Here is a 26822-nt window from a genome sequence, read left to right on the forward strand (position 1 = left end):
GGGGTCACCTCGTCGTGGTCGTGGACCGGCCGCGCAGCACGCGGGCTCGGGCGGTGAGCGGGACGGCGGCGGCGAGCAGCCCGAGCACGAGCGCGCCCAGACCCCACCACAGGCCGAAGGCGAGGCCGAGTGCGTGGTCGAGCGACCAGGCGCCGGGGCCGGTGACGGCGAGGACGACGGCGAGCGCGCCGTAGCAGAACGGGACCTCACAGCCGCCCTGCTGGGCCCAGAACCCGTTGGGCGCGGTGGCGGCCGCGGCCACGGCCATGGTCCCGATGATCACCGCGCAGCCGCCGGGCGTCAGCAACCCGGTCGCGATGCTCGCGGCACCGGCCAGTTCGGACAGTCCGGCGAGCACGACGAGCCCGCGGCCCGGCACGAAACCCCACTGTTCGAAGATCCCGGCGGTCTTCACCGGCCCGGCGCCGCCGAACCAGCCCAGCAGCTTCTGCGTGCTGTGCCCGAACAGCAGGGCGGCGAGCAGGAGCCGCAGGAGCACCAGACCGAGGTCCATCACCGCACCTCTTCGTCCTCCGGACGAATGTCCGTCAAGCGGACAGCTTGGTCTCCTGCGGCGGAGAAGTCAAGCTCAGCGCCGGGTCAGCGGGGTTTCGGACTCGACGCGCGTCAGCTTCTCCGGGTTGCGGACGTAGTAGAGGCCCGTGATGCGCGCGTCCTCGACGCGGACCGCCATCACCCCGTCGAACTCGCCCTCGACGTGCAGCGCGAGGGCCGGGTTGCCGTTGACCACCGCGGGTTCGGCCGTGAACGCGGCCCCGGTCTTGGCGAGCCCGCCGATGATGTAGCGGACCAGCTTGTCGGCGCCGCTGATCGGCCGCAGCGCCGCCTGCTTGAGCCCGCCGCCGTCGCTCATCAGGACGACGTCGGGGGCGAGCACGTCGAGCAGCCCCTGCACGTCCCTGCTCTCGAGCGCCCGCTGGAACGACTCCAGCACGACCCGGGTCTGGCTCGCGGAGACCGCCTGGCGGGGGCGGCGGGCGTCGACGTGCTTGCGTGCGCGGCTGGCGATCTGGCGGACGGCCGCCGGGCTCTTGCCGACCGCGTCCGCGATCTCGTCGTAGCCGAAGTCGAAGACCTCGCGCAGCACGAACACCGCGCGCTCGGTCGGCCCGAGCGTCTCGAGCACGAGCATCAGGGCCATCGAAACGCTCTCGGCGAGTTCGACGTCCTCGGCCACGTCGGGCGCGGTGAGCAGCGGCTCGGGCAGCCAGGGGCCGACGTAGGACTCCTTGCGGCGCTGCATCGTGCGCAGCCGGTTGAGCGACTGCCGGGTCGTGATGCGGACCAGGTAGGCGCGCGGGTCGCGCACCTCGGCGGCGTCGATTTTGACCCACCGCAACCAGGTTTCCTGCAGCACGTCCTCGGCGTCGGCCGCCGATCCGAGCATCTCGTAGGCGACGGTGAAGAGCAGGTTGCGGTGGGCGACGAACGCCTCGGTCGCCGCGGCCTGGTCGCTCATGCCTGGTCCCTCCTCATGACCGGCCGGCCGTGACCGCCGGGTTCCGCCGGGCCTGCCGGTTGCCGGCGCCGGTCATCCTTCACCCTCCGCCCGCGCTGGCCGGGATGGGCCGGCCGGACCGCCTCGGCGGCGGTGGCGTCGATGCGGGGCCGGCACGCCGCCGCACCCGCCGCGAGCACGACGACAACGGTGTTCCCCGGCATGGTGTGTCTCCCTGTTCCGTGGCGGGTCAGGCCGTGAAGGGGGCGAGGTCGAAGCGACCCCAGGCGAGGAAGACCGCGAGCGCGAGGTAGGCCAGGTTCAGCCCGACGAACTTGGCGCCGTCGCCGTGGCGGACGTGGGTGACCATCGCACCGATCATCAGCAGCACCCAGCAGGCGGCGGTCACCGGCACCATCACCGGCGCGACGCCGACGAGGGCGGGGACGACGAGGCCGATCGCGGCCAGGAGCTCGAGGACGCCGAGGCCGCGGACCACCCCGGCGCCGGCATCGCCGGTCCACTCCCCGCCCGGCGAGCCCGCGAGCTTCTCGACGGGCACGAACACCTTGCTGACCCCGCCGACCAAGGCGACCAGGGCAAGCGCCCCGGCCGCGATCCACAGCGCCACGTTCATGGGAACTCCTTCCGCTTCCGACGTTCGGCCACAAGACACCGCAGGCCGGGTCGTTGTGACAGCCGTGAGCGGGATCACTCCCGGGTTGTCGGCACTGGTCCGCTTGTCCCGCACGGCCGCCGGAGCACCGGGTAGAGCACGAAGATCGGCAGGCGCGCGATCCCGGAGGCGGCCATCACCGCACCGGGGGACCCAGTCCCTCGGTTCGGCGCCACGACAAGGGACCGGTGCGGCGGAGCCCGGCCACCGCGGCAGGTGTTCTGTTCCGGCCGCGCCGACCTCAGCCGAGTCCAACGTGGACCGTCACTGCTGCGGAACCTGCGCCGTCTCCAGGGGAACCGAATCCGAGCGCACCAGGCCCAGCTGCACGGTCTGCCGGCCGATCGCCGCGTCCAGGGCCCAGTCCACGGCGGTCCGGGTGCGGTTGCCCGGCATCGCCAGCAGGTGGTAGCCCCGGGTGACGGCCTTGGCGGGCAGGCCCGACAACGGGATGTGGAACGGGTTGGCGGCCGCCTGGGCACCGCCGAGGTCGACGACGAAACCGAGGTCGTGGTGCCGGTAGTCGCGCATCGTGCCGTAGCCCAGCGACGCCGCGAGGTTGTGCCCGGCCAGGGTGCCCTGCCGCGTCGCGTGCTGGGCCGTCATCGCCGTCACCTGGCCCGGCCGCGTCAGGTCCGGCACGGCCGCGGCGTCCCCGCACGCGAACACTTCGGGGTGCCCCGGCACGACCAGCGTGGGCTCCACGCAGAGCCGTCCGCGCTGGGTCGCCACCCCGGCGGACTCCACGAGCGGGTCGGGGCGCACGCCGACGCACCACGCCAGCGTCCGCGTCGGCACGAAATCGCCGGTCGTGAGCAGGACGCCGTCGGTCTTGGCCTCCTTGACCGAGCATTCCGTCATGATCTCGACGCCGCGCCTGCGCAGCACCCGGTCGGCGGCGCGGGACAACCGCTTGTCGAGTTCGGGCAGCACCCTGGGCGCCAGGTCGAGCAGCAGCCAGCGCATCCGCTGCCCGTCCAGCTCGCGGTGGTGCCGCGCGATGGCGCTGGTGAACAACGGGCCCTGCGCGGCCACCTCGGTGCCGGTGTACCCGGCGCCCACCACGACGAAGGTGCAGCGCGCCTCCCGCTCGGCGGCGTCGTCCGCGGCGGCCGCCAGCTCCACCTGCCGGATCACGTGGTCGCGCAGGTACAGCGCCTCCGACACGCTGCGGAACCCGTGCGCGTGCTCGGCGATGCCGGGGATCGGCAGCAGCTTGTTGACGCTGCCCACGGCGATCACCAGCCGGTCGTAGTCGAGGCTCCGGGAGGCTCCTTCCGGGTCCACGTAGGTCAGCTTGCGGTCGTCCAGGGCCAGCGCGGTGACCTCGCCGAGGAAGAGCCGGACCCCGGGTAGCGCGGCCGGCAGCGACACCGTGACACGGCGGGGGTCGATCACCGCCGCGGCCACCTCGGGCAGCAGCGGCAGGTAGAGGAAGTAGTCGGTGCGGTTGACCAGCACGATCTCGGCGCCCGCCTCGGGTGGGAGCGTCTTGAGCAGGGCCCGGGCCGCGGAGAACCCCGCGAACCCGCCGCCGACGATGACGATCCGCGTGCGTCCGGGCATGACGCCTCCCAAGGGGTCAGGGCACGATCGAGTCCACGTATCCGCCGTCCACGCGCACCGCCGCGCCGGTCGTGGCCGACGCCAGCGGTGAACCGAGGTACACCACCATGTTCGCGATCTCCTCGGGTTCGATCAGGCGCTGCAGCAACGACTGCGGCCGGTGTTCGCGCATGAACCGCCGCTGCGCCTCGTCCCACGGCAGGTCGCGGTCGACCAGCTGGTACACGAAGTCCTCGACACCGCCGGTGTGCGTGGGACCGGCGATCACGGCGTTGACGGTCACCCCGGTGCCCGCGGCGGCCTTGGCGAAACCGCGGGACACGCCCAGCAGAGCCGTTTTCGACATGCCGTAGTGGATCATCTCGGCGGGGATGACGATCGCCGAGTCGCTCGCGATGTACTGGACGCGGCCCCAGCCGCGCTCGGTCATGCCCGGCAGGTAGGCGCGGGTCAGCCGCACCGCGGCGAGCACGTTGACCTCGAAGTACCGGCGCCACTCGTCGTCGGTGATCGCCAGCGGCTCCGCGGCGCCGAAGATACCGAGGTTGTTGACCAGGACGTCGGCCCGCGGCAGCTGGTCCACCACGTCGCGAGCGCCCTGCTCGGTCGCGATGTCGGCGACCACCGGCACCACCTGGGCGTCGGGCACCTCGGCCGTCAGCTGCTCGACGGCCTTCGTGACGGACCCCTCGCTGCGCCCGTTGACGGCGACGCGGGCCCCCGCCCGCGCCAGACCGAGCGCGATCGCGGCCCCGATGCCCTGCGTGGAGCCGGTGACCAGGGCGGTCTTGCCGGTGAGATCCAGGTGCATGAGTCCCTCCCCCAGCGATCGTAGGGGCGGCCGCGCGGCACCGCAGGACGAGCGACCACCCCGGCGGACCCTGGCAGCCCGCCGGGGCCCGGCCGGCAGCGCGCGTACCTCGAGAGTTCCCTTGCGAACAGCCGGAAGTTGCACCTCGGCCAGCTGCCGCCGGCCGGTCACGTCGGGAAGGGGTTTCCCGGCGGCACAAGGGTTTTCTACACGGCGGCGGGGTGTCAGAGGAGGCCGCGGCGGGCGGCCCAGACGACGGCCTGGATCGGCGCCACGAACCCCAGGCGGTCGCAGACGGCGCGCAGCCGCCGTCGCACCGTGCGTTCCGACAGGTCCAGCCGCCGGCCGATGGCGTCCAGCGGCAACCCGTCGGCGAGCAGCTCCAGCAGATCGAGATCCGCGCGCGGCAACGTGCCGGGCCGCTGAGCCGTCGTCACGACGACACCAGCAGCACGTGCAGCGTCCGCGGCCCGTGCACGCCCTCGACGCGGTTCAGCTCGATGTCGCTCGTCGCGCTGGGACCGCTGATCCAGGTCTGCGGGTGGCCCGGCGACAGGGCCGCCACGGCCTGCGGCACGCCGGGCACGATCTGGTCGGTCCGCAGCACGCACACGTGCCGGTCGGGCACCAGGCTGACCGCGCGGCGCCCCTGCCCCGGCCCGTGATCCAGCACGATCGTGCCGGTGGTCGCGATGGCCAGCGCGGCCAGCGTCACCACCGCGTCCAGCCGGTCCAGCTCGGCGGCGGACTGACCGGTGTCCGGCACCGCCCCCGGCACCGCCCAGGGGAAGCCGTCGGGCACCAGCACGGCTTCCGACGGCCCCAGTGCCGACGCGAGCGCCTCGGGCAGGGTGTCCGGCGTGCACCGCGTCAGCTCGGCCCGGTAGTCGACCAGCCGCTCGGCGAACAGCTCGACCACATCACCGGACGGCACGGACGACCGGTAACCCCGCGGGACCGGCGTCTCGGACCGGTCCGCCGAGGCCAGCGCCGACCGCACCCGGCCCAGGATCTCCTCGCGCGCGCTCATCGCCGACCCTCCCGCCGCCACCAGGATCGGAACGACTCCACCGGTGGCGCCGGCACGTCCCGCGCGTTGCTCCACAACGAACCCGGCCACGGCAGCCGTCCCAGGGCTCGCCGCCCGCCGGGCATCACCTTGCGCCCCACCCGGTTCAGCACCCGGCCGGCGAGGCCCATCCCCCGCTCGGCCCAGTTCAGGCGCCGCGCGTCGGCCAGCACCCACGACGCCGACTTCATCGCGACCGCCTCCGCCTTGGGCGAGGACCGGTGCGCGTCGACCACCTTCGCCCGCAGGTGCACCAGCACCTCGGGGATGTCGATCCGCACCGGGCAGGCGTCGAAACACGCGCCGCACAGGCTGGAGGCGTAGGGCAGCGAGTCGGTCTGCTCGTCCACCCCGGTGCCGCGCAGCAGCGGGTTCAGGATCGCCCCGATCGGGCCGGGGTAGACCGAGCCGTAGGCGTGCCCGCCGGTGCGCTCGTAGACCGGGCACACGTTCAGGCAGGCCGAGCACCGGATGCACCGCAGCGCCTGCCGTCCGACCTCGTCGGCCAGTGCGCGGGTGCGGCCGTTGTCCAGCAGCACGACGTGCGCCTCCTGGCCCTCGGTGGAACCGGACCACGTCGAGGTGTAGGGGTTCATCCGCTCCCCCGTGCTCGACCGCGGCAGCAGCTGCAGGAACACGTCGAGGTCGGACCACGTCGGCACGATCTTCTCGATCCCGACCACCGACACCAGCACCTCGGGCAGCGTCAGGCACATCCGCCCGTTGCCCTCGGACTCCACCACGACGAGCGTGCCGGACTCGGCGACGGCGAAGTTCGCGCCGGAGACGGCCATGCGCGCCCGCAGGAACTTCTCCCGCAGGTGCAGCCGGGCCGCGCCGGCGAGTTCGGCGGGCCGGTCGGACAGGTCGTCCGGCGCGGGCCGCCCGGCCGCGGCCATCCTGCTGCGGAAGATCTCCCGGATCTCCGCGCGGTTGCGGTGGATCGCGGGCACCAGGATGTGCGAGGGCAGGTCGTCGCCGAGCTGCACGATCAGCTCGGCCAGGTCGGTCTCCCACGCGGTGATGCCCTGCGCGGCGAGCGCCTCGTTGAGCCCGATCTCCTGGGTCGCCATCGACTTGACCTTCACCACCTCGTCGACGGCGTGCTGCCGCGCGATCGAGGCGACGATCTCGCACGCCTCGGCCGCGTCGCGCGCCCAGTGCACGGTGGCGCCGCGGTCGGTCAGCGACTTCTCCAGCCGCAGCAGGTGCTCGTCGAGGTGGCGCAGCACGTTGTCCTTGATCGCCGCGCCCGCCAGGCGCAGCTCCTCCCAGTCGTCGACCTCGCCGACGACCGCGGCCCGCTTGGCCCGGATCGTTCCGGTGGCGTGCGCGAGGTTGCGGCGCAGCTGCGTGTCCGACAACGCCTCGCGCGCCGCCTTCGGAAAGGCGGGCATCCCCACGAAAGTGGCACTCATGCGGCGTCCTCCGTTCCGGCGAGAACCTCGGCCAGATGCATCACCCGGACGCCGGTGCGCTGCCGCGACAACAGGCCGCCGATGTGCAGCAGGCACGAGTTGTCGCCGGCGACCAGCACCTCGGCCCCGGCCTCCAGCACGTGCCGCGCCTTGTCCGCGCCCATCGCGGTCGAGGTCTCCGCGTTCTTCACGGCGAACGTGCCGCCGAAGCCGCAGCACTCGGTGGCCGCGGGCAGCTCCACGAGGTCGAGCCCGCGCACCTCGCGCAGCAGCCGCAGCGGCCGGTCCCCGACGCCGAGCATCCGCAGCGAGTGGCACGTGGGGTGGTAGGTGACGCGGTGCGGGAAGTACGCGCCGACGTCGGTCACGCCGAGCACGTCGACCAGGAACTCGGTCAGCTCGTACACCTTCGGCGAGGTCCGGGCGACCGCCTCCCGCAGACGGGCGTCCCCGCTGCGCCGGGCGACGATCGAGTGCTGGTGGCGCGCCGAGCCCGCGCAGGACCCGGACGGGGTCACGATCGCGTCGTAGCCGGCGAACGCGTCGACGAAGTTGCGCACCACCGGCACGGCCTCGTCGAGGTAGCCGGTGTTGACCATCGGCTGCGCGCAGCAGGTCTGGGCGGCCGGGAAGTCGGCCTCCACGCCGAGCCGCCGCAGCAGCGTGAACACCGCTTTGCCGGTGTCCGGGAACATCGTGTCGTTGATGCAGGTGACCTGTACGGCGACCTTCATGCCACCACCCTCGAGTCGATTCGCGCGGCCGCCTCCGCCCACCCGGACTCGCGGCCCGACGGTTCGTACCGGCGGAGTTCGTGGGTTGCCCGGATCAGCGCGCGCATCGCGGCCAGGTCCGGCAGGTCCGCCCCCAGCGCGCGGGCCTGGACGAGCACGTTGCCCAATGCGGCGGCCTCGACCGGCCCGGCCAGCACCGGCACGCCGCAGGCGTCGGCCGTGAGCTGGCACAGCAGTTCGTTGCGGACGCCGCCACCGACGACGTGCACCACGTCGACCGGCCGTCCGGTCAGCTCCGAGGCCTGCCGCACGGTCCGGCGGTAGGCCAGCGCGAGGCTGTCCAGGATGCACCGGACCACCTCGCCCGGTGCCTCCGGCGGCCGCTGCCCGGTGTCCACGCAGGCCTGCCGGATCCGGGCCGGCATGTCGCCCGGCGGCAGGAAGACCGGCGCGTCGATGTCCACGACCGCGGACAACGGCGGGACCCCGGCCGCCTGCGCGAGCACCTCCGGCAGCGACATCGGGGTGCCCTGCGCCTCCCAGGTGCGCAGCGACTCCGACAGCACCCACAGGCCCGTCACGTTGCGCAGGAACCGGATCGTGCCGTCGACACCGCCCTCGTTGGTGAAGTTGGCCGCCAGCGCCGAGTCACCCAGCTCGGGCGACTCCAGCTCGAGGCCGACCAGCGACCAGGTGCCGGAGGAGATGTAGGCGAAGTTGGTGCCCGGCTCGGCCGGCACCCCGACCACCGCCGACGCCGTGTCGTGCGAGCCGACCGCGACCACCGGCAGCTCCGGCAACCCGAGCTCGGCGGCCAGATCGGGCAGCAGCGTGCCCACCACCGAACCAGGGTCGCGCAGCGGCGGCAGCAGCCGCGACGGGATCCCCAGCCGCGACGCCAGACCGGTCGCCCACTGACCGGACCGCACGTCGTAGAGCTGGGTGGTCGAGGCGTTGGTGCGTTCGGCGCCGCGCACCCCGGTCAGCCAGTAGTTCAGCAGGTCCGGGATCAGCAGCATCGTCTCGGCGGAGCCGAGATCGCGTTCGGCCAGCAGCTGGTACAGGGTGTTGAACGGCAGTTGCTGCAGGCCGGTGATGTCGAACAGTTCCCGCGCCGGCACCACCTCCGCCACCCGCTGGGCGATGCCGTCGGTGCGCGAGTCCCGGTAGTTGACGGGGTTGCCCAGCAGTGCGCCCGAGGCGTCGAGCAACCCGTAGTCCACGGCCCACGAGTCTATGCCGAGTCCGGCCAGTTCACCTCCCCGCTGCGCGGCCTGGATGCCGGTCAGCATCTCCCGGTACAGGCCGAGGATGTCCCAGTGCAGGGTCGACCCACCCCCGTGGGCGACGCGCACGCCACCGTTGGGGAACCGGTGCACCTCCTCGACGGACAGCACACCGGGCCCCACGGCGCCCGCCATGACGCGCCCGCTGGAGGCGCCCAGGTCGACGGCCGCCAGGCGCATCACACCTTCACCACGCGCAGCTCGAGGCCGACCAGATCGGCCACGGCCTCCAGTTCGGCCACGCGGTGCCCGGTGCCCAGCGCCCAGTGGTGGTCGACGCCGGTGCCCGACCAGGCGTCGGTCCACTCCCCCGGGTCGCAGCCGAAGTCCACCCGGGAGGTGGTGTTGCCGATGCCCAGCAGCGGACCGGGCACGACCTCGCCCTCGGAGGCGACCAGGACGAACCGCCCGTCCCGCTCCTGGCCGAGGCCGAGCAGGGTGACCGGGCCGTGCTTGACGTCGAACTCGACGGACACGCCCCAGCCGCGCTTGCCGTGGTAGACGCCGAGTCCGCGCAGCAGTGGCTTGCGCGCGCTGATCGCCAGGTGCGCCGGCCCGTCGTGACCCATCTCGACCACGTTGTCCCGGAAGTTCAGCGCCTGCAGCTCGGTGAACGAGCCGCCCGCGCCGAGCCGGTCCATGATCAGCATCGCCAGCGAGTTGCGCAGCTCGTACTCCCCCGCCGCCGGGATGCCGCGCGCGGTGAGCAGCGAGGCGCCGAGGATGAACCCGGCGCCGACGCGCTCGTGGGTCTCACCGTCCAGTCCCCGGTGGTAGTAGGCCAGGGAGTCCAGCGAGAAGTCCTCGACCAGCCGGTCCAGCGCCACCGACACCTTCGCGCCCCACGCGAAGTCGTCCTCGACGACCGAGTCGTCCAGGTCGAAGATCTCCCGCGCGAGGTCCATCCGCGCCCGGGTCTCGTCGTCGGTGACCTTCTCGACCCGCACCCGCAGGTCGTCGATCTCCAGGATCTCCACGTGACCGCCGAGCTGGGCGGACACCAGGGTCGGGTCGGTGGAGACGTCCATCATGCCCGGGTAGAGGTGGCCGAGCAGGCCGTGCCGCCCGTGCCGGAGCGCGGCGCGCACCCCGGCGGCGGAGATCCAGCGCTCGATGCGGGTCCAGGCCCGCTCGTCCTCCAGGTACCCGGACACCGACCGGAACTCGACCCCGACGCGACGGAAGGCGTTGGCCATCTCCGGCAGCGGGCAGGCACCGCAGTAGGCGAGCCAGGCCCCGGTGTCGAAGGTCGCGTGGTCCATCGCCTCCGTCGGCTGCAGGTTGATCAGCAGCACCGGCGAGCCGCTGCGCTGCGCGATCGGCGCCAGCATGCTGGAGGTCAGGTACGTGGTGAGGAAACCGATGATCAGGTCGCAGTCGGCGACCCGCAGCTTCTCCGCCGCGGCCGCGCCCTCGGCGGCGTCCGAGACGAACCCGGCGTCCACCACCTCGCAGTCCATTCCGGACAGCCGCTCGGCCACGCGCCGTGCGGAGGCCTGCAGCTGCGGCAGCAGCCCGGGGAACTGCGGCCAGTACGCGCCCAGGCCACCGGCCACCAGGCCGACGCGGGTGCGCCTCGGCGTGATCCGCTCCAGGGTCATGTCTCCCAGTCCTTTCCTGCGTCAGCGGAGGAAGGCGGCCGCGACACCCGCGTCGACGGGCACGTGCAGGCCGGTGGTGTGCGTGAGGTCGCCGCCGGTGAGCGCGAACACCGCCGCGGCCACGTGCTCGGGCAGCACTTCGCGCTTGAGGATGGTGCGCTGGGCGTAGAACTTGCCCAGGTCCTCCTCCGGCACGCCGTAGACCGCGGCGCGCTGCGCGCCCCAGCCGCCGGCGAAGATCCCGGAGCCGCGCACCACGCCGTCGGGGTTGACGCCGTTGACGCGGATGCCGTGCTCGCCCAGCTCGGCGGCCAGCAGCCGGACCTGGTGCGCCTGGTCGGCCTTGGCCGCGCCGTAGGCGACGTTGTTCGGGCCGGCGAACACCGAGTTCTTCGAGGAGATGTAGACGATGTCGCCGCCGAGGCCCTGCGCGATCATCGCCTTCGCGGCGGCCTGGGAGACCAGGAACGAGCCCTTGGCCATCACGTCGTGCTGGAGGTCCCAGTCCTTCTCGGTGGTTTCCAGCAGCGGCTTGGAGATCGACAGGCCGGCGTTGTTGACGACCAGGTCGATGCCGCCGAACGCGAGCACGGTCGCGTCGACCGCACCGGCGACCGCATCGGCGTCGGTCACGTTCGCCACGACGGAGACGGCCTTGTCCGCCGACCCGATGCCCCGCGCGACCGCCTCGGCCGACTCCGCGTTGAGGTCGGCGATCGCCACGCACGCGCCTTCGGCGGCGAGCCGTTCGGCGATGGCGCGGCCGATGCCCGAACCGGCGCCGGTGACCAGGGCGATCCGGCCGGCGAGGGGCTTGGGCTTGGGCATGCGCTGGAGCTTGGCCTCCTCCAGCGCCCAGTACTCGATGCGGAACTTCTCGCTCTCCGGGATCGGCGCGTAGCGGGAGACCGCTTCGGCGCCGCGCATCACGTTGATCGCGTTGACGTAGAACTCGCCGGCGACGCGCGCGGTCTGCTTGTCCTTGCCGAAGGAGAACATGCCGACGCCGGGCACGAGCACGATCGCCGGGTCGGCGCCGCGCATCGCGGGGCTGTCCGGGGTGGCGTGCCGCTCGTAGTAGGCGCGGTAGTCCTCGCGGTAGGCCTGGTGCAGTTCCCTCAGCCGCGCGACGACGTCCGCCAGCGGCGCGGTCGCGGGGAGGTCGACCACGAGCGGGCGGACCTTGGTGCGCAGGAAGTGGTCCGGGCACGAGGTGCCGAGCGCGGCCAGCGGCTGCAGCTTCTCCCGGGACAGGAACTCCAGCACCACGTCGCTGTCGGTGTAGTGCCCCACCTGACGCTGGTCGGTCGACGCCAGTCCGCGGATCACCGGTGCGAGCGCGGCGGCTCGCGCGCGGCGCTCCGCCTCGGGCAGCGGCTCGAAGCCGGGAACCACCGGGCCGAACGGCTCGGCGCTGCCCCGCTCGGCGAGGAACTTCTCCGCGGTGCGGATGATCTCCAGGGAGTTCTTCTGGCACTCCTGCGAGGTCTCGCCCCACGCGGTGATGCCGTGCCCGCCCAGGATCACGCCGATCGCCTGCGGGTTGGCCTTCTTGACGGCCGCGATGTCCAGGCCCAGCTGGAACCCGGGGCGGCGCCAGTCGACCCACACCACGCGGTCGCCGAAGCACTCCTTGGTCAGCGCGGGCCCGTCGGCGGCGGTGGCCAGCGCGATGCCCGAGTCCGGGTGCAGGTGATCCACGTGCGGAGCCTCGACCAGGCCGTGCATCGCGGTGTCGATCGACGGCGCGGCGCCACCACGGCCGTGCAGGCAGTAGTCGAACGCGGCGACCATCTCGTCCTCGCGCTCGACGCCGGGGTAGACGTCGACGAGGGCGCGCAGGCGGTCCAGCCGCAGCACGGCCAGCCCGGCCTCGGTGAGCGTGCCCAGGTCACCCCCGGATCCCTTGACCCACAACAGGTCCGTCGGCTGCCCGGTGACGGGGTCGGTCTCGCTGCCCTTGGCCGAGGTGTTGCCCCCGGCGTAGTTGGTGTTGCGCGGGTCGGCGCCGAGGGCGTTGCTGCGCTGGATGAGTTCGGCGGCGGGATTGTTCGTCATGGTGGTTCAGGCTCCCCAACCGGCCTGCTGGCCGTCGGCTCGTTCGGCGACGATCTTGTCCTGGTATCCGCTGCGGTGGTAGGCGGCGACCGGGTCCGGGTCGAGCCCGGCGTCCTCGCGCAGTTCGGCCAGCAGCGGCCGCACGTCGGTGTTGTAGGCGTCCATCAGCACCGCGTTGGCGCCGAGCACGTCCCCGTTGCGCTGCGCGGCGAACAGGGCGTCCCGGTCCACCAGCAGGGCCTTCGCGGTGGCCTCCTGCACGTTGAGCACCGAACGGATGATCGCCGGGATCTTCGCCTCGATGTTGTGGCACTGGTCGAGCATGAAGTTGATGCCGTAGGACGGGTCCAGCGCGTCGGCGCGCACGATCTCCCACATGATGCGGAAGAGCTGGAACGGGTCGGCCGCGCCGGCCATCAGGTCGTCGTCGGCGTAGAAGCGCGAGTTGAAGTCGAACGCGCCGAGCTTGCCCTGCCGCAGCAGGAACGCGACGATGAACTCGATGTTGGTGCCCGGCGCGTGGTGACCGGTGTCGATGCACACGGTGGCCTTCGGGCCGAGCTCGACGCAGTGCGCGTACGAGGTGCCCCAGTCCGGCACGTCGGTGGCGTAGAAGGCCGGCTCGAACAGCTTGTACTCCAGCAGGATCCGCTGGTCGTCACCGAGCCGGTCGTAGGCCTCGCGCAGCGCGGCGGCCAGCCGGTCCTGACGGGTGCGCAGGTCGTCCTGGCCCGGGTAGTTGATGCCGTCGGAGAACCAGAACTTCAGGTCCTTCGAACCCGTGGCGTCCATGATGTCGATCGCCTCGAGCAGGTGGTCGGTGGCCTTGCGGCGGATCCGCGGGTCGGGGTTGGTGACCGAGCCGAGCTTGTAGTCCTCGTCCTGGAAGACGTTGGTGTTGATGGCGCCGATCGAGATGCCCAGGTCGTTGGCGTACTTCGACAGCGCGCCGAAGTCGTCGACCCGGTCCCACGGGATGTGCAGGGCCACGCTGGGCGCGATGCCGGTCAGCTCGTGCACCTTGGCCGCGTCGGCGATCTTCTCCTCCGGCGTGCGCGGAACCCCGGGCTGGGGGAACACCTTGAACCGGGTGCCGGAGTTGGCGTAGGCCCACGAAGGCGTCTCGATCCGCTGAGCCCGCAGGGCTTCTTTCACGGCGTTCAGGTCGGACAACGGGATCACTTTCCTTCCAGGTGGAAGACCTCGGTGAGCAACTGGAACCCCTCGTCGGGTCCTTGCCCCTCCAGGCCCGTGAAGAATTCGGCCATCTCGGCCTGCCAGCGGGCGTTGACCTCGGTGCGGGCCATGGCCGCCTGCGCGGCATCGAGATCATCGGCCTCGACGTAGCCGATCAGCAGGCCGTCGTCGCGCAGGAACAGCGAGTAGTTGCGCCATCCGGTGTCGGTCAGTGCCTGCCGCATCTCCGGCCACACCGCCCGGTGCCGCTCGGTGTACTCGGCCATCCGTTCGGGCTTCACCTGCAGGCAGAAGCAGTATCGGGCCACGATTCGTCCTTGGTGGAGACCGGCCGGGCCGCGTGCGCGGCCCGGCCGGGAGCATCAGAAGTTGTACTGGTCGATGTTGCTCGCGTCGAACACCGTCGGCGGGCCGAGGACGATCTCGCCGTCCTTGCCGATGGTGTACTCACCGAGCTTGCCCGCCTTGAACTTCTGGCCCTCGACACCGGTGATCTGGTTGGAGGCCAGTGCGACACCCGCGTAGGCGGCCAGGTAGCCGATGTCGGCCGGGTTCCACAGTGCGAACTTGGTGACCGTGCCGTCCTTGACGTACTCGCGCATCTGGTTCGGCGTGCCCAGGCCGGTCACCGCGACCTTGCCCTTGTAGGCCGACGAGCTGATGTAGCGGGCGGCCGCGGCGATGCCGACGGTGGTCGGTGCGACGATGGCCTTCAGGTTCGGGTACGACTGCAGCAGGCCCTGCGCCTCCTGGAACGACTTCTGGTCGTCGTCGTTGCCGTAGGCGACCTTCACCAGCTTCAGGTTGGCGTACTCGGGCTTGGCCAGCTGCTGCTTGAACACCTCGATCCAGGCGTTCTGGTTGGTGGCGTTCGGCGTCGCGGACAGGATGGCGATCTCACCCGAGCCGCCGGCCAGCTCGCTGGCCATCTTCGCCAGCTGCTCGCCGATGCCCTCGGTGGTGGCCTGGTTGATGAACACGTCGCGGCAGTCCTTGGCCGCGTCGGAGTCGAACGCCACGACCTTGATGCCGGAGCTGCGGGCCTGGTTCAGCGACGGGCACACCGCGTTCGGGTCGTTCGCGGCGATGCCGATGACGTCCTGCTGCTGCTGGATCAGCGTGTTGATGTAGCTGACCTGCGAGGACGCGCTGGCGTCGTTGGGGCCGACGAGCTTGTACTCGCCCTTGAGCTCGTCCAGCGCGGTCTTGCCGCCGCCCACCTCGATGTCCGAGTACGGGTTGTTGAGCTGCTTGGGCAGGAAGGCCATCTTGACGCCTTCCTTGGTGGCGGCGTTCGGGTCGGCCTGGGCCGTGGACTGCGCGCCGCCGCTCCCCGCGGAGCTGCTGTCGTTCTTGGTGGTGCCACCGCACGCGGTGAGGGTCACCACCAGACTGGCCGCCGTGGCGGCCGAGAGGACGCCGGTGAGGAATCGACTGGTCATTGTCGTTGCCTTTCTGGACTTACTTGACGCCGGCGAGAGCTCCGGACTCGGGGGTTGGGGAGGCGAGACTTCGTTTCCGGCGCCGCTGCACGGCGGCGCGCGACTTGGTGATGATGTTGGGCAGCAGCACCGAAATGATCAGCAGCACGCCCGTGACGACGTTGAGCGCTTCGTTGGACACGTCCTGCAGCCGCAGCGCGTTCTGCAGCGTGGCCAGCAGGACCACCCCGGCGAGCACACCCGGCAGGGTGCCCTTGCCGCCGAAGATGGAGACGCCGCCGAGCAGGACCGCCGCCACGACGGCGAGTTCCATGCCGAGGCCGTTGTCGGCGCGGGCGCTGGAGTAGCGCAGGGTCCACAGCACGCCGGCCAGCCCGGCGATCAGCCCGCTCACCACGTACAGCCAGAACTTCAGGCGCCCCACGCGGATGCCGGCGAAGCGGGCGGCCTGCTCGCCGGCACCGGCGGCGAACACCGCGCGGCCGACCGGGGTCGCGTGCAGCGCCAGGCCGAACACCACGGCCAGCACCACGAGCGGGATCAGCACGTTCGGGATCGGGCCGCCGTCGATCGTGCCGGTCACCCACGAGGTGTAGGAGCGCGGGAAGTCGGCCACCGCGCTGTCGCCCAGCACCACGAACGCGAGACCGCGGTACAGCGCGAGCGTGCCGATGGTGACCGCCAGCGACGGCAGTTTCAGCACGGTCACGAAGAACCCGTTGAGCGCACCCAGCACCGCGCCGAGCACCAGGCACAGCGGGATGATCGTCTCGATGGACAGGCCGCGGTTCCACAGATCGCCCATCACGGCCGAGGTGAGGCCGAGCGTGCTGGCCACCGACAGGTCGATCTCGCCGGTCACGATCACGAACGTCATCGGCAGCGCGATGAGCGCGATCGGCAGCAGGTCCAGCAGCAGGAAGGTGAAGTTGCGGCTGCTGCCGAAGTTCTCCACGGCCCCGGACGCGATGAGCAGCACCACGACCGTGATCACGATGACGGCCGCGTCCCAGCTCGCCAGCCGGGACAGCCACGCGGGCCGGTTCCCCTTGTCAGACATGGGAATCCCTCTTCTTCAGCGACTTGGCGACCCGGACGGCGACCAGGCGGTCGGCCCCGATCGCGAGCAGGATCAGCGCACCGACGATGGCCTGCTGCCAGAACTGGTTGATGTCGAGGACGGCCAGCGAGCTGCCGATGACGGTCAGCAGCAGGGCGCCCAGGCCCGCGCCCCACACCGTGCCGCTGCCGCCGAACACCGCGACCCCACCGACCACCGCGGCGGCGACGACGTTGAGTTCGTAACCGTTGCCGGCGGCGGCGTCGATCGTGCCGAACCGCGCGGCGAACAGGACGCCGGCGATCCCGGCGAGCGCGCCGGAGACCAGGAACGCGGCGATCGTGTTGCGGCCGACCTTGATGCCGGCCAGCTCGGCGGCCTGCGGGCTCGACCCCATCGCGTACAGCTCGCGCCCGGCGCGGTAGTTGCGCAACACGACACCGGCGACGATCAGCACGATCACGGCGATCAGCACCAGCCACGGGATGCCCAGGATCGAGGAGTTGCCGAAGCGCAGGAAGTGGCCGGGCAGCTCGTCGGCGTTGATCTGCTCGCCGCCGGCCCAGAAGTAGGCGGCGCCGCGGAACGCGTACAGCGTGCCGAGGGTGACCACCAGCGCGGGCACCTGCCCGAACCGGACCAGGACCCCGTTGACCAGGCCGCACGCGGCGCCGACGACGAGACCGGCGATCAGCGCCACGATCACCGGCATGCCCTGGTTGGCCTGCAGCAGCGACCCGACCGCGAACGCGGACAGGCCGAGCACCGAGCCGACCGACAGGTCGATGTTGCGGGTGATCATCACCGTCGCCTGCCCGACCGCGAGCACGGCCAGGATCGCGGTGCCGAGCAGGATGTCGCGGATGCTCTGGGCGGACAGGAACCGCGAGTTCTGCGTCGCGGTGAACGCGACCAGCGCGATCAGGGCCAGGACGATGCCCGCCTCACGCGCCTTGAACAGGCCGCCGAGGGAGAACCTCCGCGATGCCGCCGTCCGGCCGCTCATCTTGGGAGCCACCACCTTCGTCGCGTTCACGCCGCCTCCTTTTCGGACGCGGACCGGCGAGCAGTCCTCATGCCGCCGCTCCCTGCCCCATCGCTGCGAACATCACCGAGTCCTCACTCGCGTCCTCGCGGTCGATCTCCGCGACGATCCGGCCTTCCCGCATCACCAGCACCCGGTCGGCCATGCCCAGCACCTCGGGCAGCTCGGACGACACCATGATCACGGCGACGCCCTCGGCGGCCAGGGACGACATCAGCCGGTGCACCTCGGCCTTCGTGCCGACGTCGATGCCGCGGGTGGGCTCGTCGACGATGAGCACGCTCGGCGCCATGGACAGCCACTTGGCCAGCACGACCTTCTGCTGGTTGCCGCCGGACAGCGTGCCCACCAGGTCGCTGAGGCGGCCGTACTTCGTCTGCAGGCGCTCGGTCCAGCGCAGCGCCTCCTTGCGTTCCCCGCCGCCGAACAGGAACCCGAGCTTGGCCAGCGCACCCGAGCGCGGCAGCGTCACGTTCCGCTCGATCGAGAGGTCCATGACCAGGCCCTGCTGACGCCGGTCCTCCGGCACCAGCGCCATGCCCGCGGCCATCGCGGCGCGCGGCGAGCCCGGCTTGAGCTTCTTCCCGTGCAGCTTCACGGTTCCCGCGTCGCGTTCGTCCACCCCGAACACCGCCTGGACCACTTCGGACCGTCCACTGCCGACCAGGCCGGCGAACGCCACGATCTCGCCCGCCCGCACCTGGAAGGAGACGTCGCGGAAGACGCCCTCGCGGGTCAGACCGTCCACTTCGAGCACGACCTCGCCCGGCGTGACGTCCTGCTTGGGGAACAGCGCGTCCAGCTCGCGGCCGACCATGCGCCGCACCATCTCGTCGACGGTCAGCTCGTCCATCGGGTCGGTGGAGACGTGCTTGCCGTCGCGCATGATCGTCACCCGCTGGCACAGCTCGGTGATCTCCTCGAACCGGTGTGAGATGAACATGATCGCCGCGCCCTCGTCGCGCAGGTTGCGCGCGACCGAGAACAGGCGCTCGACCTCGACCAGCGACAGCGCCGCGGTCGGCTCGTCCATGATCAGCACGCGCGCGTCCGCCGACAGCGCCTTGGCGATCTCCACGATCTGCTGGTCGGCGATCGACAGGCCGCGCGCCGGGCGGGCCGGGTCGATCCGCACGCCCAGGCGGGCGAACAGCTTCTCCGCCTCGGCCCGGATCGCCCCGCGGTCGATCACGCCCAGCCGCTTGCGCGGGTGGCGGCCCATCACGATGTTCTCCTCGACCGTGAGGTCGGGGAACAGCGTGGGTTCCTGGTAGATCACCGCGATCCCGGCGGCCTTGGCGTCGGCCGGCGAGGAGAACTCGACGGGCTGCCCGTCGACCAGCAGCGTCCCGGTGTCCGGGCGGTGGACGCCGGCGAGCATCTTCACGATGGTCGACTTGCCCGCGCCGTTCTCCCCGACCAGCGCGTGGGCCTCGCCGGAGTAGAGGGGGAACGACACCCCCTGCACGGCGGCCACCGCGCCGAACGACTTCGTGACGCCGCGGACCTCCAGCAAGGGCACCGTGCCCGGGTCCTGCCGCACCATCGCGACCTCCGAATGAAAGGTTTCACAAACCTGGCGCGCTGACGCTACTATGCGCTGGATCACGAAGTCAACGACAAGTTTCCAGCGCAGGTCAGGAGCCGTTTTTTCAGTCGCGATCCGATAACATCGATCTTGTTACACGTTTCAACTGGAGGGTCACGTGACGCGCACGACGACGGATGGGACGGCGGTTCCCGAGCCCCGCGCGGCGGGGATCAAGGACGTCGCGGCGGCGGCCGGCGTGTCACTGGGGACCGTGTCGAACGTGCTCAACCGGCCGGACCGGGTCAGCCCGCGCACGCGCGCGAAGGTGGAGGCGGCCATGGCCGAGTTGAAGTTCGTGCGCAACGAAACGGCGCGGCAGCTGCGGGCCGGGCGCAGCCGGATCCTGGCTTACGTGATGCTCGACGGGCGCAACCCGTTCTTCACCGACGTGGCCGAGGGTGTGGAGGACGCGGCGGACGAGGCCGACCTGTCGTTGTTCCTGTGCAACAGCGCCAACCGGGCCGAACGCGAGCGCGACTACCTGAGCCGGCTGGAGCAGCAGCGGGTGCAGGGCATCCTGATCACGCCGGTCGATCCGGACTCGCCGGTGCTGGACGAGACGGCGGCGCACGGTGTCCCGGTGGTGATCGTCGACCGGACCGGGCGGTCGGGGAACCACTGCTCGGTCGCGGTCGACGACGTCCTGGGCGGGCGGCTCGCGGTGCAGCACCTGCTGGAGCTGGGACATGAACGGGTGGCGTTCATCGGCGGGCCGGACACGCTGGGCCAGGTGCGCGACCGGCGCGAGGGCGCGTTGCGGGCGCTCGAGGAGGCCGGGCTGGGGCCGGAGAACCTGGTCGACCTGACGACGTCCGCGTTGACGGTCGCGGAGGGGCGCACCGCGGGCCAGCGCCTGGCCGGGCTGCCGTCGTCACTGCGCCCGACGGCCGCGTTCTGCGCGAACGACCTGCTGGCGCTCGGGCTGCTGCAGACGTGCGTGAGCCTGCGCCTGCGCGTGCCCGACGACCTGGCGATCGTCGGCTACGACGACATCGACTTCGCCGCGGCGGCCGCCGTGCCGCTGACCTCGGTGCGGCAGCCGCGCCGCCGGCTCGGCCGCACCGCCGCGGAACTGCTGCTGCAGGAGACGACCGACCCGGGGCACGAGCACCAGCAGGTGGTGTTCACGCCGGAACTGGTGGTGCGAGCCTCGACGCGCCACGGTGCGTGACCGGGCCGGCCGGCGACGCGCGCTGGATGCCCGGGAGTTCGGGTAGCCTGCGGTCATGACGCGCCACGTTCAGGGGCCGGAACCCCAGACGGGCGTCGGCATCGTCGCGCCCTACGACTTCGCCCGTGACCGCGAGCTGTGGCGGTGGGTACCGGCCACCGTGAGCCTGTTCATCGCCCGCACCGGCGGCTCCCCGGAGGGGGACAACCTCGACTCCGCGTCGGCGCTGAACCGCCCCGCGAGCGTCCGGCGGCCCACCCGCGAGGTGTGCGCGGTGGGTGCCGAGGTGGTGATCTACGCGTGCACCGCGTGCAGCTTCGTCGGCGGCGCGCTCGGGGAGGCCGCGCTGCGCCAGGCCATGCTGGACGCCGGCGCCCCGCGCGCGCTGACGACCTCGGGGGCCGCCGTGTCGGCGCTGCGCACCGTCAAGGCGCAGCGGGTCGCGGTGGTGCACCCCTACGAACGGCCGGTCGGCAACCGGCTGCGTGACTACCTGACCGCGTCCGGCTTCGACGTCGTCGGCTGCACGCCGCTGGGCATCCCCGTGCACGAGGTCGCCGGCACCGGGTATGCCGAGGTCGCGGAGCTGATCCGCACCGGCGACCGCGACGACGCCGATGCGATCTTCGTCAGCTGCACCGCCCTGCCCACCTACGACCTCATCGCACCGCTGGAAGAGGAACTGGGCAAACCCGTCGTGACGGCCAACCAGGCCACGGTGTGGGCGGCGCTGCGCGCGCTGGACCTGCGGGCCGTGGGGCCGGACCAGATCCTGCTCGGTCTGTGAAACCGTCAGGCGGTGGCCGGTGCGAACGAGTTCGCGAACAGCGACCGCGCGATGCGCAGCACCAGCGACTCGATGAGGTTGGCACCGATCTTCGCGAGAACGGTGGCGAGGAACTCGGCCATCGGGGACTCCTGGCGTTCGTGGAAAACCTTCCCCGGCACGGTCGCTGCCGCGGATGAGGCGCGCGCAGAGTGCGAGTTTCGGGCGGGTGAACCCGCCGGGAACTCCCCGTGCGAACCGCGCGCTGGGTGATCAGCCCCTGGTCAGGCGCTGCACCACCAACTGGGCGACCGTCGCCGCGCAGGCCGCTCCCAGTGCGATCCCCCACTGGTGCGGCAGCAGCGGACGGCAGCCGAAGAACCCGCTGACCCCCGGGATCTGGACGATCGCGGCGAGCGCGAGCAGCGACCCGGCTCCGGCGGCCAGCACCAGCGGAGTCCGCCCGCGCACCGCCATCGTCTGCCCCAGCTGGGCGGCGACCAGGGCGACCAGCCCGGTCGTGCTGGCCTGCACCGGCGTGCTGACCGGGCGCGCCAGCAACCAGCCGCCCAGCGCCGCCCCCGCCGTGGTCGCGGCCCGCGCGACCAGGTCCTTCGTCAGCACCGCCCCCAGCGACGCCTCCGGCCCCTCCGACAGCAGCCGCCCGGGGTCGGCGTCCGGCGGCGGCCGCACCGCGACGGCCATCGCGGGCAGGACGTCGGTCAGCAGGTTGATCAGCAGCAACTGGCGGGCGTTGAGCGCCTCGCGCGAACTCAGCATCCCCGCGCCCACCGTGAACGCCACCTCACCGAGGTTGCCGCCGAGCAGGATCGACAACGCGTCCCGCACCGACGCCCACATCGCCCGGCCCTCGACGATCGCGTCGGTGATCGTCTCGATCCGGTCGTCGGTGACCACCAGGTCCGCGGCCTGGCGCGTCGCCGGGGTCGCGGTCGCGCCGAGCGCGATGCCGACGTGGGCCAGCCGGATCGCCGGCACGTCGTTGGCGCCGTCCCCCGTCATCGCGACCACCCGCCCGGCGCGGTTGAGCTGCCGCACGATCCGGGCCTTCTGCGCCGGGCTCACCCGGGCGAACACCGCGACACCGGGCGCCCGCTCGCTCAGCTCGTCGTCGCTCGCGGCGTCGACCTCGGCGCCGGTCATGACCGGTGCCCCGTCCGCCAGGCCGAGTTCGGTGGCGACCGCCTCGGCGGTGCTCGGGTGGTCGCCGGTGATCATCGCGGCCCGCACCCCGGCGCGCCGCAGATCGGCCACCGCCCGCGCGGCCGTGGGACGCACCGGGTCGGCGAGCGCGAGCAGACCCCGGAACGTCAGGCCGCGGATGCGATCCTCGTCCAGGTCGCCTCGTCCCGACGCGCGCCGCTCGGCCACCGCCAGCACGCGAAACCCTTGCCGGGCCAGCGAATCCACCAGGTCCAGGTGGGCGGGCCCGTCGCATCGCGCGAGCACCGCCTCCGGCGCGCCCTTGACGCTGAGCAGCGGCCCGTCCGGGGTGTCGGCCAGCACCGCGTGATAACCCCGGGCCGGCTCGAACGCCAGTTCCGACAACCACGTCACCGCACCCGGCCCGATGCCCTGCGCGGCCGCGGCGTCGAGCACCGCGCGGTCGGTGGGGTGCGGCAACGTCTCCCCCGTCAGGTGCCACGGGCTCCCCCGCACCGCCGCGGCCAGGACCTCCGCGAGTTCCGGCGTCAGCTCCCCCACCGGACGCGTGGTCCGCCCGTCGGACACCTCCTGCAGGCGGATCCGCCCCTCGGTGAGCGTCCCGGTCTTGTCGAAGCACAACAGGTCGACCCGGCCCAGCGCCTCGATGGTCGACGGGCTGCGCGCGAGCACCCCGCGGTGGGCCAGGCGCCGTGCGGACGCCAGTTCGGCGACCGTCGCCACGAACGGCAGCCCCTCCGGTACGGCGGCCACCGACAGGCCGACGGCGCGCCCGAGCGCCTGGCTGATCCCGTTGCCCCGCGCCAGATCCGCGAGCAGGAGGGCCATCCCGGCGCCCAGCGTCACCGGCAGCGTGATGCGGGTCAGCTCGGCCAGCCGGGCGGCCACCCCGGTCACCGGCGGCGCCTCGCCGTTCAGCCGGGAGGTCCGGCCGGCCTCGGTGCGCTCACCGGTCGCCACCACCACCCCGGTGCCGCGCCCGGCCGCGACGACCGTGCCGCGGTAGAGCATCGACGAGCGGTCCGCGACGGCCGCCGCCACGGCCGGGGGCGTGCTCTTGGCCACCAGCTGGGACTCGCCGGTCAGGCTCGCCTCGTCCACCTCCAGGCCGACGGCCTCCAGCACGCGGCAGTCGGCGGGCACCGCGTCACCGGCGCGCAGCTCGATCACGTCACCGGGGACGAGCAACTCGGCGCGCGCGGTCAGCGCGGTACCCACCCGTCGCAGCCGCACCTGCAGGGCGCTGGTGTCGAGCAGGTGGTGCAGCTCGCGGTCGGCACCCAGCCGCTGCAACCCGCCGATCACGGCGTTCAGGCCGAGCACACCGATGATGAGGATCGCGTCGGTGATCGACCCGAGGCTCGCGCTCACCCCGGCACCCGCCGCGAGCGCCGGGGTGAGCGGCCCGGCGAGCTCCTCGGCGGAGGCGCGCGCGAGGTTCAGGGCCTCCGGTTCGCGGTACCCGGCGCGGCGGCGTTCCGCGGACTCCTCGGCGGCGAGCCCGCCGTGGCGGCTCTCCAGCCGGGCCAGCACGGCGTCCGGGGACATCGCGTGCCAGGGCGTGCGGTCCAGCGGGATCGGCAACGGCCTGCGGCCGGCCTCCGACCCGGTCCACAGGCCGGTGGCCAGCGCCAGCAGAGTCGCGAAATGCACCGGGAAACCGGCCCGGGTGCCCGCGGTGGCCGCCGGGCCGAAACCGCCGAACAACGCGCCGAGCGTGGAACCGGCCACGGAGAGCCCCGCGCCGTACCGGCTCGCGCGGTGCGCCGGTTCGACGGCCTCCAGCACCCCGCACGCCTGCTCCAGGCCGGGACAGAGCACGTGCGCGTGCCACGGCAGTGTCCCGTCCGGGCCGGGCACACCGATGCCGACGTCGGCCGTCGCCGTGGCGAGCGGGTCGGATGAGATCACCGCGACCATGTGGCCGTCGGCCTGCAGCTCGCGGACGCGGCCGTCCAGCTCGGGCGGTTCCGCGGTCTCCACCGTCCCGGCGCGCTTCGCCGCCGCCAGCACGGCTTCGGCGAGCGGGTGCCGTTCGTCGTCCAGGCCGGCGAAGGCGACCACCGCGTCCCGGTACCGCACCTCGAGCGTGTCGCCCCGGCGCCGCACGGTCCAGTCGCCCCGGTCGGTGTCCGCGCCGCCCGAATCCTGCACGACGGTGGTCACCTCGTCCGGGTCGGCGTCGCCGGTGACCGCCACCTCGCCGGCCACCCGGCGGCCGGTGCGCAGCAGCGCGGCGTCGACGACGACCCGGCCGACCCGGTCGAGCCGCCGCACCGCGGCCGGTTCCAGCACGAGCGTCCCGGCCGCGGCGAGATCCCGGACCAGCTGCGCGGCGAACGCCTCCCGGCCCGCCTTGGCCGGCCGCGGCACGGCGGCGAGCAGGATCCCGTTGGCGCGCTGACCGCTGCGAGTGGCCAGCAGGGTGCCGAGCGCGCCCACCGCGCCGAGCCCCGCGGAGGCGTGCGCGACGCGTTCGACCGGCCCCTCCGGGCGCGGGCGCGGACGGTCCGGCGGGCGGAGGGGCTCGGCGCGGTGCCGGTCGACGCGGTCGCCGGTGCGGTGCTCCCAGTGTTCCCAGGACTCGCGGCGCGCGGTGACCTCGCGCCGCGCGCACCAGCGGAAGGCGGCGTCGGTCACCAGGCCGATCGGCCGTTGCGCGAGGGCCTGGCTGATCGCCCCGCCGATGGCGAAGACGGCCTCCGTGGCGGGACGGCCCAGCGCGCGCTCGACCCCGCTGCGCAGTCCCGGAGTGGAGTCCACCAGTGACGCGACCGCGGGTACCACGGCCGGCAGCGCGGGGACCGGCAGGACCCGGCCCAGGACGGCGTAGGAGAAGCCGGCGAGGTTCGTGCCGAGGGCGATCAGTTCCCGCACCGCCGGCGCCGGGTTGGCCGGGTGGAGATCGCTCGCCGGTGCGGTGCCGGTCAGGCCCCGGTCCCGTTCGGTCGCGGCGACCACGGCGGCGAGCGCGCGCTGCGGCACGGCCGGGTCGTGGCGCACCGCGACCCGGCCGAGTGCGCCGTTGACGGCCGCGTCGTGGACGCCGTCCAGCTCGGTCAGGCGTTGTTCGAGGTCGCGGGCCGCCGCCGCGGTGCCGGGTTCGTGCAGCCCGCGGACCTCCAGGTGTGTGCGCTGCCCGGAACTCCAGGATCGGCGTCCGGTCAGTGCGGTCGTGAGGGATCTGGCGACGCCGAACGGGGAGGGCGGGCGCATGACCTACGCGCCGCCGCGCGCGCCCGTGCCGCCACCCTTCTTCTGCGTTCCGGCCCGCGCCCGCGCGACCTTCGCGACGGCGGGGGCGTCGGTCTCCGGTGCACCGGTCTCGGTGGCCGGCTGGGGAGTGCCGGCCGTGCCCGCCTTGACCGCCTGCTCGGAGGTGCCGGGCGGGCCGGTCTGCTTGCCGGTGTCCTGCGGCCGGGGTTCCTCGCCCTTGCCGCGCCCGGCGACCGCGGTGCCGACGCCGATCGCGACGGCCACCGGCCACTCGATCAGCTCCACCGCGGCGAGCAGGCCCAGGCCACCGTAGTAGGCGAGTTGCCGCGGCGGCGGCAGGTAGGACCGTGCCGTGTGGAGGGCGGCGGTCACCTCGTTGCGGTCGGGCAGGTGCGGTTTCGGCATTCGCGGGAGGCGCACGTCCGGCGCCCGGAACTCCGCGCGCAGGAAGGGCAGGTTCACGGTGGCGGTGCGGGCCGGACTGCCGTTCGTCGCCGGTTCCGGCGTGGTGCTGGTCATGACTGGCTCCCTCTCCTGCCCCCAGCGACCCGCGTCATCGTACGACCGAACGGAGATCCACTGAACCCTTGGTGAACCGGAGAGGGCGAATCAGCGCGAAAGGGTGAGGGTGGCGATCACCGGACGGTGATCGGACGCGGTCGTCGCGACGGTGCTCGCGGCGCGGATCCCGAACTGCCGGGACGCGGTCACGAAGTCGAGGCGCTTCACCGGTTGCGCGGCCGGATAGGTCGGGCCGTGGGGGTCCGCGTCGACCAGGTCCGTCCACAGTGGAGCCAGCTCGGGTGCTGACGGTTCGGCGTTGAAGTCGCCGGTGAGGATCTCCGGACCGGGCAGCCGTCCGAGGATCGAGCAGGTGTCGGCGACCTGCGCCCGCCGCACCGACGGATCGGCCCGGTAGTCCAGGTGGGTGGTGTAGACGCGGACCGGTGTCCCGCGCACGGCGACGGTCACCTCGGCGAAGCCCGGCGCCGGGGCCGGGGCCGGGGACGCGTCCGGGGTGAGCGTGGACAGGCGGGTGATCTCGAGGTTGCGGGCGGCGAGGATCGGGTGGCGGCTCAGCACGGCGACGCCGTACTGGCGGCGCGGCGCGCCGGGCGCGGGCGGGTCGAGGTCGTAGATCGGCGCGAAGAACACGTGCATGCCGAGGGCCCGGGCCAGTTCGCCGGCCTCGTCGCGGTACTCGCTGCGGGCGTCCCAGTGCACGTCGACCTCCTGCAGGCCGACGACATCGGCGTGCAGCTCGCGCAGCGCGTTCGCGGTGCGCGTGAGGTCGAAGACGCCGTCCTCGCCGGCGCCGGCGTGGATGTTGTAGCCGGCGACGATGAGCCGGGCCGGGGGCGCGGCGGCCGCCGGGGGCGCGCCGAGAGCCACGATCACCGCGACGACCACCGCTGCGAGCCGCATGAAGATCACCTTAGCGGGGCGGGCAACCGTTCGCGGGGCTGACGCG

At 72.8% G+C, this 26822-nt stretch carries 23 protein-coding genes; 2 read left to right on the forward strand and 21 right to left on the reverse strand.

The window, feature by feature from the left end:
* Positions 1 to 4: 4 nt before the first annotated feature.
* From FB470_RS00405 to FB470_RS00490, 18 genes are all read right to left on the reverse strand, one after another.
* Complete coding sequence (locus FB470_RS00405; protein WP_306987768.1) at positions 5 to 514, reverse strand: DoxX family protein; 510 nt, start codon at positions 512 to 514, stop codon at positions 5 to 7.
* Positions 515 to 589: 75 nt separating this feature from the next.
* Positions 590 to 1480 carry an RNA polymerase sigma-70 factor gene (locus FB470_RS00410; RefSeq protein WP_306987772.1) on the reverse strand — a complete coding sequence of 297 codons (891 nt, stop codon included), beginning with the start codon at positions 1478 to 1480 and terminating at the stop codon, positions 590 to 592.
* Between the two features lie 229 nt (positions 1481 to 1709).
* A complete protein-coding gene (locus FB470_RS00415) occupies positions 1710 to 2096 on the reverse strand; it encodes a DoxX family protein (RefSeq protein WP_306987773.1) in 387 nt (128 codons plus the stop codon).
* Between the two features lie 303 nt (positions 2097 to 2399).
* Positions 2400 to 3701, reverse strand: a complete 1302-nt coding sequence (locus FB470_RS00420) for an NAD(P)/FAD-dependent oxidoreductase (protein ID WP_306987774.1) — start codon at positions 3699 to 3701, stop codon at positions 2400 to 2402.
* 16 nt (positions 3702 to 3717) lie between these two features.
* On the reverse strand, positions 3718 to 4512 hold the full coding sequence (locus FB470_RS00425; RefSeq protein ID WP_306987775.1) for an SDR family NAD(P)-dependent oxidoreductase: 795 nt from the start codon (positions 4510 to 4512) through the stop codon (positions 3718 to 3720).
* Between the two features lie 224 nt (positions 4513 to 4736).
* Entirely contained in the window at positions 4737 to 4949 is a 213-nt protein-coding gene (locus FB470_RS00430; RefSeq protein ID WP_306987776.1) for a helix-turn-helix domain-containing protein, read from the reverse strand.
* Entirely contained in the window at positions 4946 to 5542 is a 597-nt protein-coding gene (locus FB470_RS00435; RefSeq protein WP_306987777.1) for a LutC/YkgG family protein, read from the reverse strand. Before FB470_RS00435 ends, FB470_RS00430 begins: the two co-directional genes overlap by 4 nt.
* Positions 5539 to 6999, reverse strand: coding sequence for a lactate utilization protein B (locus FB470_RS00440; protein ID WP_306987778.1), 1461 nt, complete (start codon positions 6997 to 6999; stop codon positions 5539 to 5541). The genes FB470_RS00435 and FB470_RS00440 overlap by 4 nt, the downstream gene beginning before the upstream one ends.
* Positions 6996 to 7733 (reverse strand): (Fe-S)-binding protein, encoded by a 738-nt coding sequence (locus tag FB470_RS00445; RefSeq protein ID WP_306987780.1) that lies wholly within the window; start codon positions 7731 to 7733, stop codon positions 6996 to 6998. Before FB470_RS00445 ends, FB470_RS00440 begins: the two co-directional genes overlap by 4 nt.
* Entirely contained in the window at positions 7730 to 9199 is a 1470-nt protein-coding gene (locus FB470_RS00450; RefSeq protein ID WP_306987782.1) for a rhamnulokinase, read from the reverse strand. Before FB470_RS00450 ends, FB470_RS00445 begins: the two co-directional genes overlap by 4 nt.
* Entirely contained in the window at positions 9199 to 10620 is a 1422-nt protein-coding gene (locus FB470_RS00455) for an L-fucose/L-arabinose isomerase family protein (protein WP_306987783.1), read from the reverse strand. Before FB470_RS00455 ends, FB470_RS00450 begins: the two co-directional genes overlap by 1 nt.
* 21 nt (positions 10621 to 10641) lie before the next feature.
* The gene (locus FB470_RS00460; RefSeq protein ID WP_306987785.1) at positions 10642 to 12678 is read right to left on the reverse strand and encodes a bifunctional aldolase/short-chain dehydrogenase; all 2037 of its coding nucleotides are present in this window, start codon (positions 12676 to 12678) and stop codon (positions 10642 to 10644) included.
* 6 nt (positions 12679 to 12684) lie between these two features.
* Positions 12685 to 13860: an L-rhamnose isomerase gene (rhaI, locus tag FB470_RS00465; RefSeq protein ID WP_306987786.1), complete on the reverse strand. Its 1176-nt coding sequence runs from the start codon at positions 13858 to 13860 to the stop codon at positions 12685 to 12687.
* Positions 13857 to 14141 (reverse strand): L-rhamnose mutarotase, encoded by a 285-nt coding sequence (locus tag FB470_RS00470; protein ID WP_370876648.1) that lies wholly within the window; start codon positions 14139 to 14141, stop codon positions 13857 to 13859. The genes rhaI and FB470_RS00470 overlap by 4 nt, the downstream gene beginning before the upstream one ends.
* 96 nt (positions 14142 to 14237) lie before the next feature.
* On the reverse strand, positions 14238 to 15317 hold the full coding sequence (gene rhaS, locus FB470_RS00475) for a rhamnose ABC transporter substrate-binding protein (RefSeq protein WP_306987790.1): 1080 nt from the start codon (positions 15315 to 15317) through the stop codon (positions 14238 to 14240).
* Between the two features lie 19 nt (positions 15318 to 15336).
* Entirely contained in the window at positions 15337 to 16377 is a 1041-nt protein-coding gene (locus FB470_RS00480) for an ABC transporter permease (protein WP_306987792.1), read from the reverse strand.
* Positions 16370 to 17413, reverse strand: coding sequence for an ABC transporter permease (locus FB470_RS00485; RefSeq protein ID WP_370876426.1), 1044 nt, complete (start codon positions 17411 to 17413; stop codon positions 16370 to 16372). The genes FB470_RS00480 and FB470_RS00485 overlap by 8 nt, the downstream gene beginning before the upstream one ends.
* A gap of 37 nt (positions 17414 to 17450) precedes the next feature.
* Positions 17451 to 18968: a sugar ABC transporter ATP-binding protein gene (locus tag FB470_RS00490; RefSeq protein ID WP_306987793.1), complete on the reverse strand. Its 1518-nt coding sequence runs from the start codon at positions 18966 to 18968 to the stop codon at positions 17451 to 17453.
* A gap of 160 nt (positions 18969 to 19128) precedes the next feature.
* Here FB470_RS00490 and FB470_RS00495 point away from each other — a divergent pair, with 160 nt between their 5' ends.
* Positions 19129 to 20184: a LacI family DNA-binding transcriptional regulator gene (locus tag FB470_RS00495; protein ID WP_370876427.1), complete on the forward strand. Its 1056-nt coding sequence runs from the start codon at positions 19129 to 19131 to the stop codon at positions 20182 to 20184.
* 55 nt (positions 20185 to 20239) lie between these two features.
* On the forward strand, positions 20240 to 20971 hold the full coding sequence (locus FB470_RS00500) for a maleate cis-trans isomerase family protein (RefSeq protein ID WP_306987794.1): 732 nt from the start codon (positions 20240 to 20242) through the stop codon (positions 20969 to 20971).
* A gap of 252 nt (positions 20972 to 21223) precedes the next feature.
* Here FB470_RS00500 and FB470_RS00505 read toward each other — a convergent pair whose 3' ends face one another.
* The 3 genes from FB470_RS00505 to FB470_RS00515 all read right to left on the reverse strand — a co-directional run bounded on the left by FB470_RS00505 (position 21224) and on the right by FB470_RS00515 (position 26785).
* Positions 21224 to 25351, reverse strand: coding sequence for a cation-translocating P-type ATPase (locus tag FB470_RS00505; RefSeq protein ID WP_306987796.1), 4128 nt, complete (start codon positions 25349 to 25351; stop codon positions 21224 to 21226).
* 3 nt (positions 25352 to 25354) lie between these two features.
* Positions 25355 to 25870: a hypothetical protein gene (locus tag FB470_RS00510; protein ID WP_306987798.1), complete on the reverse strand. Its 516-nt coding sequence runs from the start codon at positions 25868 to 25870 to the stop codon at positions 25355 to 25357.
* A 90-nt stretch (positions 25871 to 25960) separates the two neighbouring features.
* Positions 25961 to 26785, reverse strand: a complete 825-nt coding sequence (locus FB470_RS00515) for an endonuclease/exonuclease/phosphatase family protein (protein WP_370876428.1) — start codon at positions 26783 to 26785, stop codon at positions 25961 to 25963.
* Positions 26786 to 26822 lie beyond the last annotated feature (37 nt).

The sequence above is a fragment of the Amycolatopsis thermophila genome, from assembly GCF_030814215.1.
GTDB classification, from domain to species: Bacteria; Actinomycetota; Actinomycetes; order Mycobacteriales; family Pseudonocardiaceae; genus Amycolatopsis_E; species Amycolatopsis_E thermophila.